Genomic DNA, 12,953 nt, shown 5'->3' with positions numbered 1-12,953 from the left:
CGCCGGTTGGTTCCAGCTTGGGGGCGGAGCCCCCCGAAGGTGTCATTCCGGTGCCGCTGCCGCCACCCGGACGCGGACCGTCACGCCTGTCTCGCCCGTCGTGCCCGTCAGGCGAGGACGCGGACCTCGTCGCCGACGTGCAGGGTGCCCGGCCGCAGCGGGACCAGCAGTCGCCCGAAGGCCAGTGACGTGCCGATCCGCCGGTGCGCGGCCAGCGTCTTCAGCGGCTCCCTGCCCCGCTCCGCCGTCCGCTGGTCGGTCGTGGTGATGACGCACCGGCCGCACTCGCGCGCGCCGCGGAAGAGGGCGTCGCCGATCGCGAGGCGCTGCCAGCCGTCCTCCGCCCAGGCCTCGGCCCCCGAGACGACGATGTTCGGGCGGAAGCGGTTCATGGGCAGCGGGCCCTCATCGGGATGGTCCCCCGCCGCGATCAGGGAGTTCAGGGCGTCCAGCGAGGCGAGCGTGGTGATCAGCACCGGATGGCCGTCGGCGAGGCTCACCGTCTCGCCCGGCAGTGCGTAGTCCGGGTCCACGGGACGGCGGACGGCCGGATCGTCCAGATGCACCAGCCGAACCGGAACCCCGAGGAACGTGCTGAACCAGTCGGCCGCGACCCTCGCCGCGACCACGGTCTCGACCTTCTTCCCGAACAGTGACACCGGCTCCAGCGGACCGGGCTCGGGCACCTCCACGACGAGCTCCGCCATGTCCGCAGCGGTCAGCGCGATCCGGCCGCCGCCCACCGGGCGCGCCGAGGCCAAGGCCAGCCGGGGATGGCGGCGTTGGGTGAGGACCGTCCCCTCGGGGTCGACCAGGGCCCACCGCCGGTCCCCGGACAGCCCCCAGGGCTCCACGGCCACCTCGTCGGGAGCGCTCCCCGCTACCGACTTGACGGGGTGGACGTGGAGCGCCTGAACGTGCAACTTCGACATGGGGGCATCCTGCCAGCCCGCTCCGCCGTCCCGGCGCGCGTGAGGGGCCCGGTCAGTAGCCGCGCCCCTGGTAGGGGCGGCCGTAGGGGTCCTCGTACGAGGCGCCCGCCACCGGAGCCGGCACCTGCACGGGCCGCGGCGCGGCCGGGCGCATCGCCTCGTAGCCGCTGGCCATGGCCGCCGGGCGGGGCTGCTGCGCCTGGGGCTGCGGCATGTACCCGGCCCGGGCGGCCACCGGCTGTTGCTGGGGGATGTAGGGCGCGGGCGCGTTCTGCAGCGGCATCGGCTGCGGAGCGGCCTGCTGCTGGTACGGGTACCCGTACCCCGACGTCTGCTGCTGAGGGGCGGCAGACGGCAGTGCGGGCAGGGCCGACGGGAGGGCCGGCAGGTACCCACCGCTCGAATAACCCGCGCTCGGGGACTCGTAGGCGGCCGGGACGCGGATCGGGGCGATCTGCGGAGTGCCGCGTTCGGCGACGAGGGAGTCGTAGATGGGGGTGTCCGGGAAGGAGGGCGCGGAGTAGTAACCGCCGCCATAAGTGGAGCGGGGGGAGGTCATGAGACATAAGTTAAGCCCACGGATTCACCGGGTCCATAGCGTGGCGCCGTCAACACCGCGCTGACCTGCATATTCGCAGGTCAGAGCCACACCTTTCACTTGGCGATCACGTGCACGATTTCGCCACTTCCATCCCGCCTTGGCCCAACTCGTACCCGCTGGTTGTGCGTTGCACCGACTTCTTGCTGACGTAGCGTCACAATGCGATGACCTCGGATGACGCGGGTCCGGACGGCCGTCCCGCGGGGTCAGGCGTCGCTCGGGCGGGCATAGGTGCGGCCCTTCCACGACGCCCCGCGCCCGCGGTAGTGCTGGACCGCCGAGTCGACGGTCATCAGGAGGTAGAGCAGCGCCGTGAACGGAAGCAGCGCGGCGAGTGCGGCGGGCTGGCGGTAGTAGCGGATCATCGGCAGGTAGGTGCCGGCCATCAGGAGCCAGGCCAGGCCCCCCGCCCACGCCATCGGCGCCCGTCCGGAGGCGAGGCCCGCCAGGAGGGCGGCCGGCGGCACCAGGTAGACGAGCGCCAGCCCGGCGACCGTCCCCGCCAGCAGCAGGGGCTGGTGGCGCAGTTGCGCGTAGGCGCTGCGCGAGACCATCCGCCACAGGTCGGCGAGGGCCGGGTAGGGGCGCACGCTGTCCACCCGCTCCGCGAGCCCCAGCCAGATCCGGCCGCCGGAGTCCTGCACCGCGCGGGCCAGGCTGACGTCGTCGATGACGGCCTGGCGGATGCGGTCGGGCACGCCCGCCCGTACGGCGGCCTCGGTGCGCAGCAGTACGCATCCGCCCGCGGCCGCGGCGGTGCGCGCGCCGGGCCGGTTGATCCGGCGGAAGGGGTAGAGCTGGGCGAAGAAGTACACGAAGGCCGGGACGACGAGGCGCTCCCACAGGCCGGCGACGCGCAGGCGGGCCATCTGTGAGACGAGGTCGAGGCCGGCGGAGGTCGCGGCCGAGACCAGTTCGCGCAGACTGTCGGGTTCGTGTGCGATGTCGGCGTCGGTGAGCAGCAGGAACTCGGGCTCGCCGGCGTGCGCGGTGCGGGCGAGCGAGATGCCGTGGCGCAGCGCCCACAGCTTGCCCGTCCAGCCGGGGGCGGGCGGGCCGGGGGAGATGACGGTGAGCGCAAGCCCCGGCTGTTCGGCGGCGATCCGCAGCGCGAGGGCGCCGGTGCCGTCCGTGCTGCCGTCGTCGACCAGGATGACCTCGGCTTCGCCGGGGTAGTCCTGGGCGATGAGCGAGGGCAGGCTCAGCGGCAGCACCCCGGCCTCGTCCCGGGCGGGTACGACGATCGCGACCGACGGCCAGCGGGCGGGGGCGGTGCGCGGCGGGAGCCGGACGTCGGTGCGCCAGAACATGCCCTGGGCGAGGGTGAGCCAGAGCCAGGCGGCGAGGGAGGCGTAGGACGCGGCGGTGGCGCCGGTGATGAGGCCCATGGCGGCAGTGTGCCGGGCCGCCGGGGACCTGTCCCGCAACCGCCCGGCCCCGGTGCGGCGCCCTCCCGGGCCCGGACGCGGCCCCGGCCGCCGAACCGGGCCGCCTGCGGGCAGGGCTGGGGCGGCGGTGTACGGGATGGGGTGCCTGGCCCGGCGGCGTGCAGCGCGGGGCGCGGGGCCCTCCCGGGGTGGGTCGCGGGCTGTGTCATCGCGTGCGGCTGACGCGGGCGGGCCGGGCCCCGCCAGGCCGGCGGCGTGCGGGGACGGGCGAGGCGCGTGCTGCGGCTGCCCCCGGCGGGTGTACGGGTGTGTGAGGCGGGGGCTGGGCAGGGGTGCGTAGCGCGGGGCGGATGGCGGGTTCCGGGGCGGGCCGGGGGTCGGTCGGCGGTGTGCGGGGTGCGCCATCGGGGGGCGGGCGCGGTACGCGGCGGATGCTCTGACAGGGCTGGGGCGGGCGATGCCGGGACCGTTGAAGGGCGGTGGCGTGCGGCGGGATCCGGTCGGTGCCGGGTCGGGCCGGAGTCGGGGTCGACTAAAGTGGCCGGGTGAAGATCGCGCTCATGGACTCCGGAATCGGCCTCCTCGCGGCGGCCGCGGCGGTGCGGCGGCTGCGGCCGGACGCGGATCTCGTCCTGTCGTCCGACCCCGACGGAATGCCCTGGGGCCCGCGGACCCCCGAAGACCTCACCGGGCGGGCCCTCGCGGTGGCCCGGGCCGCCGCCGCGCTCCGCCCCGACGCGCTCATCGTGGCCTGCAACACCGCCACCGTGCACGCCCTGGACGCCGTGCGGGCGGAACTGGAGCCGGACATCCCGGTCATCGGCACCGTCCCGGCGATCAAGCCCGCCGCGGCCTCCGGCGGCCGGGTGGCCATCTGGGCCACCCCCGCCACCACCGGCAGCCCCTACCAGCGAGGGCTGATCCGCGACTTCGCCACAGGCGCCCGCGTCACCGAGGTGCCCTGCCCCGGACTGGCCGACGCCGTGGAGGCGGCCGACGACGCGGCGGTGACCGCGGCCGTCGCCGCGGCGGCCGCCCTGACTCCGGCCGACGTCACCAGCGTGGTGCTCGGATGCACCCACTACGAGCTGACCGAGAGCCCCATCCGGGCCGCCCTCGCCGCGCGCACCGGGGGAGCGGAGCTGGTCTACTACGGCTCCGCCGAGCCCGTCGCCACCCAGGCGCTGCGCCGCATCGGCGCCGTAGCCGAGCCCGCCCTGCCCCGTACGGGGAGCCTGACCGTCCTGCACAGCGGCCGCGAAGCGGCGCTGCCCGCCGCCGCGTTCGCGTATGCCGAGGGCCGGCTCCTGGCGGGCCAGGGCGCACCCGTCGGGTAACCCGCTCCCCACCGCGGCACCGTAGGCGAGACGAAACGTCTTGCGTAGCTCCCTGGTCGTGGCCTACTCTCTCGGCATGTCGAGACGAGACGTATCGTCTCGATGCCCATTCGCCCCCGACGAAAGGCGCCGCCCTTGCGCGCTCCACTCGCCTCGACCCAGATCGTCCTGTCCGAGGTCACCAAGGCCTACGACACCCGCGTCGTCCTGGACCGGGTCACCTGCACGGTCCGGCCCGGCGAGCGGGTCGGCGTCGTCGGCGACAACGGCTCCGGCAAATCCACCCTCCTGCGGCTCCTCGCCGGACGGGAAGACCCCGACCACGGCGAGATCACCGTCACCGCCCCTGGCGGCACGGGACACCTCGGGCAGACCCTCGACCTTCCCCCGGGCGCCCGCGTCGGCGAGGCCGTCGACCTCGCCCTCGCCGACCTCCTCGCCCTCGAACACCGCATCCGCTCCGCCGAATCCCTCCTGCACCGGGCCGGCCCCGACGAGCTCACCGCCTACGCGGACCTCCTCGCCGCCTACGAGGCACGCGGCGGGCGCGACGCCCGACGCCGGGTCGCGGCCACCCTGCGCCGCCTCGGAGAACGCGCCGGCATCGACGCCGACCGCCGCCTCGGCACCCTCTCCGGCGGGCAGCGCTCCCGGCTCGCCCTCGCGGCCGCCCTGGCCGCCGAGCCGGAACTGCTGCTGCTCGACGAGCCGACCAACGACCTCGACGACGAGGCCGTCGCCTGGCTGGAGGAGCACCTGCGCGCCCGCCGCGGCACCCTCGTGGCCGTCACCCACGACCGGCACTTCCTCGACCGGGTCACGACCGCCGTCCTGGAGGTCGACGCCGACCGCCGCACGGTGCGCCGCTTCGGCAACGGCTACGCCGGGTTCCTGGCCGGCCGCGCCGCCGAACGGGCCCGCCGTGAAAGGGACTACGAGGAGTGGCGCCAGGAGGTGCGCAGCGCCGAACGGCTCGCCGAGACCAACATCGGGCGGTTCGCCGCGATCCCGCGCAAGCTGCCGCGCGGCTTCAGCGGCGCCGGCGCCTTCCGGGCCAGGTCGCGCACCCACGGCGCCGCGAGCCGTATCCGCACAGCCCGCGAACGGCTCCACCGGCTGCACGGGAATCCCGTACCGCCGCCACCACGGCCGCTCACCTTCACCGGCCGGTTCACCGAAGGAGCCGCCAGGGCCGAAGGAGCCGCCGGAGCCGCCGGGGCCGTCGAACTGGCGGGCGCGGCCCTCCCGGGACGGCTCGCACCCCTCACCCTCGAACTCGCCCCGGGGGAACGGCTCCTGGTCACCGGCCCCAACGGAGCCGGAAAGACCACCCTGTTGCACCTCCTCGCCGGAGAACTGCAGCCCGCGCACGGCCTCGTACGCGCACCCGCGCGGGTGGGGCTGCTGCGGCAGGACGACCCGTGGGCAGGCGAACTCCGCTCCGCCGTCGAGCTGTTCGGTCGCGCACACGCCGACCGGTACGTCGCCGGGCTCGGCCTGCTGGCTCCCGCCGACCTGACCCGGCCGGTCCACGCCCTCTCGGCCGGCCAGCGCCGGAAGCTGGAGCTGTCCCGGCTGGTGGCGCGCCCCCTCGACCTGCTCCTGCTGGACGAACCGACGAACCACCTGGCCCCGGCCGTCGTGGAGGAACTGGAGGCGGCCCTGGTCCACTTCGCAGGCACCCTCGTGGTGGTCACGCACGACCGGCGGCTGCGCGCGGGCTTCCGCGGCCGACGCCTGGAACTTCAGCCGGAGCCGGCGCGCAACTCCCCGGCCGCGACGAGCCGCTGAGCCAGGGCGCGCAGATCGTCCGCGTACAGGACGCGCTCGCCGAAGCCGGGCAGCGGCACGTGCAGCGGAGCCGTCCAGTGTGTGGGGACCGCGTCCTGCCCGTACGTGGCACCGGCCAGCGCACCCGTCACCGCGGCCACCGTGTCCGTGTCACCGCCCAGGTCCACTGCGGCCCGGACCGCCTCCGCGAAACCGCAGGTGGTCCGCAGCGCCCACACCGCCGAGCCCAGGCAGGGCCACACCGCCCCGTTGAACTCGGTGGCCAGGCCCGGGTGCCAGTCGGGGGCGAGCACCCGGCCGTACCGTTCGCGGTGGCCGGGGTGCACCGCGTCGAGCGTGGCCGGCAGGGCCGCCAGCGGATCGGCGCCGTCCAGGGCGACGCGGACGAGATCGTGCAGGATCGCGGTGCCCTCCCAGGCCGCCCGGTCGCCGTGCGTCAGCGCCGCGATCCGGCGTGCGGCGTCCATGCTCCCCTCCCGCCCGGCGGCGGAGAAGTACACGGCCGAGTCGGCCGCCCGCATCAGCGAACCGTTGCCGGCCGCCCGGGCGTTCATCTGGAAGTGCAGGGCCGCGGCGAGGTCCCAGGGCTCGCCGTTGGTGAGCACATCCTCCGTCTGGAGGCCGATGTCCTTGGGCTGCCCGGCCGCCCACCGCTGGAACCGGCCGAAGACGTCGGGGAGTTCGAGGCCGTCCCGCTCCAGCAGCGACTCGGCGACCAGGACGGCCATCTGGGTGTCGTCCGTCGCCTCCCCCGGATCCCAGCCGCCGCCCCCGCGCATCTCCGCGCCGCGCGCGCTCAACTGCCCCGCCGGCCCGAACTCGTACGGCGCGCCGAGCGCGTCACCGGCGGCGGACCCGAGGACGGCCCCCACCGCCCGGTCGAGCCGGGTGGGCGCGGTCACGGGGCCGCCGTCCCGTGGCATACGGCGGCCAGCACCTCGCGGGCGAAGCGGTCGAGGTCGTCCAGGCCGGCGGCGGCGAGGGTCGCCGGGGCTCCGGCCAGCAGGTGGGGGATGGCGCCGTGCAGGGCCAGGGTCAGAGCCCTCGCCTGCTCCTCGCCGGCCGGCAGTCCGGCCGCACGCAACAGGTGCGCGTGCGCGGCGAAGTCCGCCGCGGCGATCGGATCCAGCAGTGCGGCCAGCCACGGCCGGCGCGTCCCCTCGGTCTGCAGCTCCAGATAGGCGAGGACGCGGGGCCGGCCGGGCCCCGCCACATCCCGCAACAGCCCGGCGAGCAGCGCCGCGAGGCCGTCCGCGTCTGCCGGTCCGGGCCCGGCCCCCGCCAGGGACGCGGCCAGCGCCCGGTACTGCTCCAGGCAGCGTTCCGCGACCGCCCGCAGCAGCGCGTCGCGCGTGGGGAAGTAGTTCTTCGCCGTGCCCGTCGGCACGTCGGCCGCCGCGTCCACGGCCCGGTGGGTCAGCCCCCGCCCGCCCGACTCCGCCAGTACTGCGACGGCCGCGTCCCGCAGCCGGTCCCTCCGGTCCTGATTCACCTTGCCAGCATAACCACAGCCGTGGTACCGCAGATGTAGTACCACGGCTGTGGTGATGTCTGAGTCGCAACAAGAAGGGGTGAGCCATGCGTGAGGAGACCGCGGACGGGCCCGGCACGGCATCCAAGGCCGTGGTGGTCGGTGCGGGGGTCGGCGGGCTCGCCACCGCCATCGGCCTGCGCCGGGCCGGCTGGACGGTGACCGTCCTGGAACGGCGGCCGGCATCCGACCGCTACGGAACCGCCTTCGGCATCCACCCCACCGCCCAGACCGCCCTCGACCGGCTCGGCATCGGCGACGCGCTGCGGGCGCGCGCCGTGCCGTACCGCGACGCCCGCATCCGGCGCCCCGACGGCAGGATCCTCGCCGCCCTCCCGCTGGAGCGGATCGAGCGCAAGGCGGGCCGGCCCGAACTGCTCATCTCACGGCCCCACCTGATCGACGCGCTGCTCGCCGAACTCGACCGCCTCGGCGGCGCGCCCATCGCGTACGGGCGCCACCTGACCGACCCGGCCACACTCGGCGCCGACCTCGTCGTCGGCGCCGACGGCATCAACAGCGCGGTGCGGACGGCGTACTTCGGCACCCGCAGCCGCCCCCGCGCGATCGGCACGGTCGCCTGGATCGGCGCCGCCGGATTCGAGACCGGCCTGTACGGCGAGACCTGGGGCGAAGGCCGCTTCTTCGGCATGACCCCGGTCGAGCCCGGCCGCACCAACTGGTACGCCACCGTGCCGGCGGCCACCACCGCGCCGGACGTGCGGGAGGCCTTCGCCGGCTGGCACGACCCGATACCGCGCGTGCTGGCCGGCACCGACCCCGAGACCTGGATCCGGTACGAGATGCGCCACCTCCACCCCGCGCTCCCCGCCTTCGTCGCCGACGGCCGGATCGCCCTCGTCGGCGACGCCGCCCACGCCATGACGCCCAACCTCGGCCAGGGCGCCTGCACCGCCCTCCTCGACGCCGAGGCCCTGACCCGCGCCGTGGCCGCCGCCCCGCCGGGCGGGCTGACCGGCGCCCTGCGCGCGTACGACGCCGAGCGCCGTCGCAGCGCCCAGCGGGTCGCCTTCTGCTCCCGCACCCTGCACCGCTTCATGACCGGCCGCCGTCCGGCCCTGCGCGACGCGCTCGTGGGGATGCTCCCCGGGTGACGCACCTCCGGGGAGGGGAGGGGAGCACAGGGGCGGCGCGGCGCGCTGTGGGCCGACCGGGCGCGCGCCGGTGGTGCCGGGGCGATGCGTGGGTACGCTGCTACGTATGACGGGTCACCCCCCTGGTCCGCTCTGGACGGGCCGGGCCTCCAACCCCATGCAGTGGCTGCTCGCGGTGGCCGGCGCGGCCTGCGTGGCGCTCGGGGTCGAGCTCGCCGTCGACAACGCCTGGTCCTCCGGCTTCGTCCCGCTCCTCATGGCCGTGACCGGCTGTCTCGCCGCCGGACTGCTCATGGTCTACGGCACGGTCGCCTTCGTGCACGTCTCCGTCACCATCGACCCGGAGGCCCTGCTGGTGCGCTGCGGACACGTCGGGTTCCCACGGCGCAGGATCGCGCTCGCCGAGGTGGCCTCGGTCCAGTTCCTCCCCCGGATCACCCCGCAGCACTGGGGCGGCTGGGGCTACCGCTGGCGCCCCGAGAAGGGCACCGCCGTGATCGTGCGGCGCGGCGAGGGCTTCGAGCTGACACTGGACGACGGCAAGCTCTTCACGGTGACCGTCGACGACGCCGCGGACGCGGTCCGCGTCATCCGCGCCCACCTGCGCTCCCTCGCCCGCTGAGCAGCGCCCGCTGAGCGCGCAGCGGAGCCTCGCCCCCTGAGCCCCGCCCCTCCGCTTGCGGGCGCCGCCGGGGCCGAGGCGCTTACGGGATCCGAGGGCGAGGGGACGTACACTCCGCCAGATGAGCAGCAGTGTGACGCGCCAGGCCGCCGGAAGCGGCGAGCCCCCGCGGCCCGCCGACCGCCCGGCCGAGCCCAGGACGCCCTCCGTGACGCCCCCCGACGGCCCGGCCGCGCCGCCGCGGCGGCGCGGAACGCTCCTGGTCAGGTGCGTACTGGCCGCACTGTCCGGCGTGCTGCTCTACCTCAGCTTCCCGCCCCGCCCCCTGTGGTGGCTGGCCCCGCTCGCCCTCGCCCTGCTCGCAGGCTGCCTGCACGGGCGCCGTCCGCGGGCGGGTTTCGGGCTCGCCACCCTCGCGGGGCTCGGCTACCTGCTGCCGCTGCTGGTGTGGACCGGTGAGGAGGTCGGCCCGGTGCCCTGGCTGGCTCTGGCCTCCCTCGAAGCCCTCTTCATCGGCCTCACCGGCCTCGGCATCGCCCTCGTGAGCCGCCTCCCGGCCTGGCCGGTGTTCGCCGCCGCCGTCTGGGTCGCCGGCGAGGCCCTGCGCGCCCGGGCCCCCTTCGGCGGGTTCCCCTGGGGCAAGCTCGCCTTCGGACAGGCCGACGGCGTCTTCACCCCGCTCGCCGCCCTCGGCGGCACACCGCTGCTCTCCTTCGGCGTGGCCCTCTGCGGATTCGGCCTGTACGAGGCCGTGCGCACCGCCCGCCGCCACCCCGCCCGCACCACCGCCGCGCTGACCGCCCTCACCGTCGCCGCCCCGATCGGGGCCGCCCTCGCCGCCCGCCCGCTGGTCTCCGACGCCGCCGAGGACGGCACCGTCGTCGCCGCCGTCATCCAGGGCAACGTGCCCCGCCTCGGCCTCGACTTCAACTCCCAGCGCCGCGCCGTCCTCGACAACCACGCCAAGCGCACCATCCAGCTCGCCCAGGACGTCAAGGCCGGCAAGACCCCCAAGCCCGACTTCGTCGTCTGGCCCGAGAACTCCTCCGACCTCGACCCGTACGCCGAACCCGACGCCCGCGCCGTCATCGACGAGGCGGTCAAGGCCATCGGCGTACCCGTCGCGATCGGCGCGGTCGTCGCCCCGGAGACGGGCCCGCTGCGCAACACGATGATCCTCTGGGACCCCGTCGAGGGACCCACCGAGAACTACGACAAGCGGAAGATCCAGCCCTTCGGCGAGCGCATCCCGATGCGCTCCTTCGTCCGGCTCTTCAGCTCCGACGTGGACCGGGTCCGCCGCGACTTCGGCCCCGGCAGGGACCCCGGCGTCTTCGACATGGCCGGCAGCGGCGTCGGCATGGTCACCTGTTTCGAGGCCGCCTTCGACGACGCCGTCCGCTCGACCGTCCAGGACGGCGCCCAGGTGATCGCCGTGCCCAGCAACAACGCCACCTTCGGCCGCACCCAGATGACCTACCAGCAGCTCGCCATGGACCGGGTCCGCGCGGTCGAGCACAGCCGTACCGTCCTCGTGCCCGTCACCAGCGGGGTGAGCGCCGTCATCCGCCCCGACGGCCGGATCGTGTCGCAGACGGAGATGTTCACCGCGGACGCCCTCGTCGCCGAGATCCCGCTGCGCTCCGGCCGTACCCCGGCCACCGTCCTCGGACCGCTCCCCGAGTACGCCCTGCTGCTGCTCGCCGCGGGCGGGTTCGGCGTCCTCGCCGCCCGCCGGATCCGCGCCCGCCGCACCGCCTGATCCGGGCCCGGGCACCGTCTCGTAGGGTCGGAGGATGACCACACCCGATTTCATCCGGCGGATCCGCGAATCCGCCGGGCACCAGCTGCTCCTGCTGCCCGGGGTCACGGCCATCGTGCTCGACGACCGCGGCAGGGTGCTGCTCGGCCGGCGCACCGACACCGGGCGGTGGTCCGTGGTCGGCGGCATCGCCGAGCCGGGCGAGCAGCCGGCGGAGACCGCCGTGCGCGAGGTGTACGAGGAGACGGCCGTGCACTGCGTGCCGGAGCGCGTGGTCCTCGTCCAGATGCTGGAGCCGATCACCTACCCCAACGGGGACGTCTGCCAGTTCCAGGACATCACCTTCCGATGCCGGGCCACCGGCGGTGAGGCGCGGGCCAACGACCACGAGTCCCTCGAAGTGGCCTGGTTCGGGGTGGACGCCCTGCCGCCGCTGGAGCCCTTCGCCCTGGACCGCATCCATCGGGCCCTGCGCGACGAACCCACCTGGTTCGAGGTCCCCGCCGCGATCGCCGGCACGGCGCAGGCCGCGTCCCCCGGGGCAGGGCGGGCGTCGGCCTGATCCGCCACGGGTGCGCTGTAAGGTTCCGCAGATCCGACGGGTCCGACCGGGACCGTCACCGTCACACACGCACGGGGTCGAGCGATGAGCGCAGGTGGAAAGGCCGGCATACCGGCAACGGGCGGCCATCCGAGGGGCGGCGCCACGCGCGCCGGAGGACCCTCTCCGCGCCTCGCCGCCCTCGACGCCGTCCGGGTCCTCGCCGCGTTCTCCGTCCTCTTCTACCACTACGCCGCCCTCGACAGCGCCTGGGGCGAGCCGGCCAAGGACGTCTTCCCGGCCGCGCACGCGGTGGCCGTCTACGGCTGGCTCGGCGTCGAGATCTTCTTCCTGGTCAGCGGCTTCGTGATCTGCATGAGCGCCTGGGGCCGCACCGTCGGCGACTTCGCGGTCTCCCGGGTCTCCCGGCTCTTTCCCGCCTACTGGGCGGCCGTGGTCTTCACCTCGCTCGTGCTGTTCAACTGGCCCGAGGTGCGCGAGGTCGCGTCGTTCAGTGACGTCGTGGTGAACCTGTCGATGCTCCAGGCCGGTATCGGGGTCCCGCACGTCGACGACGCGTACTGGACCCTCTTCGTCGAGCTCAAGTTCTACGTGCTGTTCGCGCTGGTCGTCATGCGCGGTGTGACGTACCGCAACTGCGTCCTCTTCTGCGGGGCCTGGACCCTCGCCGGCGTCGTGGCACCGACCGCCGACAGCGGCCTGCTGTCCTTCTTCGCGGTGTCGTCGGCGTCCCCGTACTTCATCGCCGGCATCGCCTTCCACCTGATGCGCCGCTTCCGGCCGAACGCCGTGCTGTGGGCCGTCGTCGGCGTGCAGTTCCTCCTCGCGCAGCACCACGTGCACGCCCGCATGATCTCCAGCCTGGGCCGCAGCGCCGCCCAGCAGACGCCCGCCTGGCCCGCCCACGTGATCATCGCCCTCGGCTTCGCCGTCATGGCGGCCATCGCCCTCGGCGCCCTCGACGGCGTCCGGTGGCGCTGGCTCCCGCACGCCGGAGCGGTCACCTACCCGCTCTACCTGATCCACATGATGGCCGGGATGACCGCCATCCACCACTTCCGCGGCGACGTCCCGCCCGTCCCGCTGGCCCTCGGCGTGACCGCCGCGATGGTCGCCCTCGCCTGGCTCGTCCACCGCCTCGTCGAACGCCCGCTGGGCCGCCGGCTGCGCGACAGCCTGCGACGCGGAGTGCAGGACATCCGCTCCGGCACGCCGTACCCGGCGACGCTCGGCCGGCTGCCCGCCCAGCCCTCCGCGCCCGAGGCGGAACGCATCCCGGCCGCCCGCTCCTGAGGTCCCGACGGCCACCCCA

12 protein-coding genes are annotated in these 12,953 nt (G+C 75.1%); 7 read left to right on the top strand and 5 right to left on the bottom strand.

Annotated elements, in window-relative coordinates:
• Positions 1-107: 107 nt before the first annotated feature.
• From BSL84_RS03730 to BSL84_RS03720, 3 genes are all read right to left on the bottom strand, one after another.
• The gene (locus tag BSL84_RS03730) at positions 108-932 is read right to left on the bottom strand and encodes an MOSC domain-containing protein (protein WP_075969798.1); all 825 of its coding nucleotides are present in this window, start codon (positions 930-932) and stop codon (positions 108-110) included.
• A 52-nt stretch (positions 933-984) separates the two neighbouring features.
• Positions 985-1,491, bottom strand: a complete 507-nt coding sequence (locus BSL84_RS03725; protein WP_075969797.1) for a DUF6643 family protein — start codon at positions 1,489-1,491, stop codon at positions 985-987.
• Between the two features lie 248 nt (positions 1,492-1,739).
• Complete coding sequence (locus BSL84_RS03720) at positions 1,740-2,921, bottom strand: glycosyltransferase (RefSeq protein ID WP_075969796.1); 1,182 nt, start codon at positions 2,919-2,921, stop codon at positions 1,740-1,742.
• Between the two features lie 545 nt (positions 2,922-3,466).
• On the opposite strand from BSL84_RS03720, the gene BSL84_RS03715 reads away from it, so the two are divergent.
• Together BSL84_RS03715 and BSL84_RS03710 are read left to right on the top strand one after the other, a co-directional pair.
• A complete protein-coding gene (locus BSL84_RS03715) occupies positions 3,467-4,258 on the top strand; it encodes a glutamate racemase (protein ID WP_075969795.1) in 792 nt (263 codons plus the stop codon).
• A 102-nt stretch (positions 4,259-4,360) separates the two neighbouring features.
• Positions 4,361-6,049, top strand: coding sequence for an ATP-binding cassette domain-containing protein (locus tag BSL84_RS03710; protein WP_075969794.1), 1,689 nt, complete (start codon positions 4,361-4,363; stop codon positions 6,047-6,049).
• Here the strand turns inward: BSL84_RS03710 and BSL84_RS03705 are convergent.
• Both BSL84_RS03705 and BSL84_RS03700 read right to left on the bottom strand, forming a co-directional pair.
• Positions 6,004-6,972 (bottom strand): ADP-ribosylglycohydrolase family protein, encoded by a 969-nt coding sequence (locus BSL84_RS03705; protein WP_075969793.1) that lies wholly within the window; start codon positions 6,970-6,972, stop codon positions 6,004-6,006. The two genes, BSL84_RS03710 and BSL84_RS03705, sit on opposite strands and share 46 nt — an antisense overlap.
• Entirely contained in the window at positions 6,948-7,541 is a 594-nt protein-coding gene (locus BSL84_RS03700; RefSeq protein ID WP_075969792.1) for a TetR/AcrR family transcriptional regulator, read from the bottom strand. The genes BSL84_RS03705 and BSL84_RS03700 overlap by 25 nt, the downstream gene beginning before the upstream one ends.
• 86 nt (positions 7,542-7,627) lie before the next feature.
• On the opposite strand from BSL84_RS03700, the gene BSL84_RS03695 reads away from it, so the two are divergent.
• From BSL84_RS03695 to BSL84_RS03675, 5 genes are all read left to right on the top strand, one after another.
• Positions 7,628-8,695 carry an FAD-dependent oxidoreductase gene (locus tag BSL84_RS03695; RefSeq protein ID WP_075969791.1) on the top strand — a complete coding sequence of 356 codons (1,068 nt, stop codon included), beginning with the start codon at positions 7,628-7,630 and terminating at the stop codon, positions 8,693-8,695.
• Positions 8,696-8,801: 106 nt separating this feature from the next.
• Positions 8,802-9,317, top strand: a complete 516-nt coding sequence (locus BSL84_RS03690) for a hypothetical protein (protein WP_030034308.1) — start codon at positions 8,802-8,804, stop codon at positions 9,315-9,317.
• A 121-nt stretch (positions 9,318-9,438) separates the two neighbouring features.
• Positions 9,439-11,079 (top strand): apolipoprotein N-acyltransferase, encoded by a 1,641-nt coding sequence (gene lnt, locus BSL84_RS03685; protein ID WP_079273106.1) that lies wholly within the window; start codon positions 9,439-9,441, stop codon positions 11,077-11,079.
• Positions 11,080-11,113: 34 nt separating this feature from the next.
• Positions 11,114-11,641: an NUDIX hydrolase gene (locus tag BSL84_RS03680; protein ID WP_045323530.1), complete on the top strand. Its 528-nt coding sequence runs from the start codon at positions 11,114-11,116 to the stop codon at positions 11,639-11,641.
• An 84-nt stretch (positions 11,642-11,725) separates the two neighbouring features.
• On the top strand, positions 11,726-12,934 hold the full coding sequence (locus BSL84_RS03675; protein WP_075969790.1) for an acyltransferase family protein: 1,209 nt from the start codon (positions 11,726-11,728) through the stop codon (positions 12,932-12,934).
• Positions 12,935-12,953 lie beyond the last annotated feature (19 nt).

Origin of the sequence: Streptomyces sp. TN58 (genome assembly GCF_001941845.1) — a bacterium.
In the GTDB taxonomy this organism is placed as follows: Bacteria; Actinomycetota; Actinomycetes; order Streptomycetales; family Streptomycetaceae; genus Streptomyces.
The sequence above is the reverse complement of the archived record's forward strand: the minus strand, read 5'-3'. Positions and strand labels throughout refer to the sequence as shown.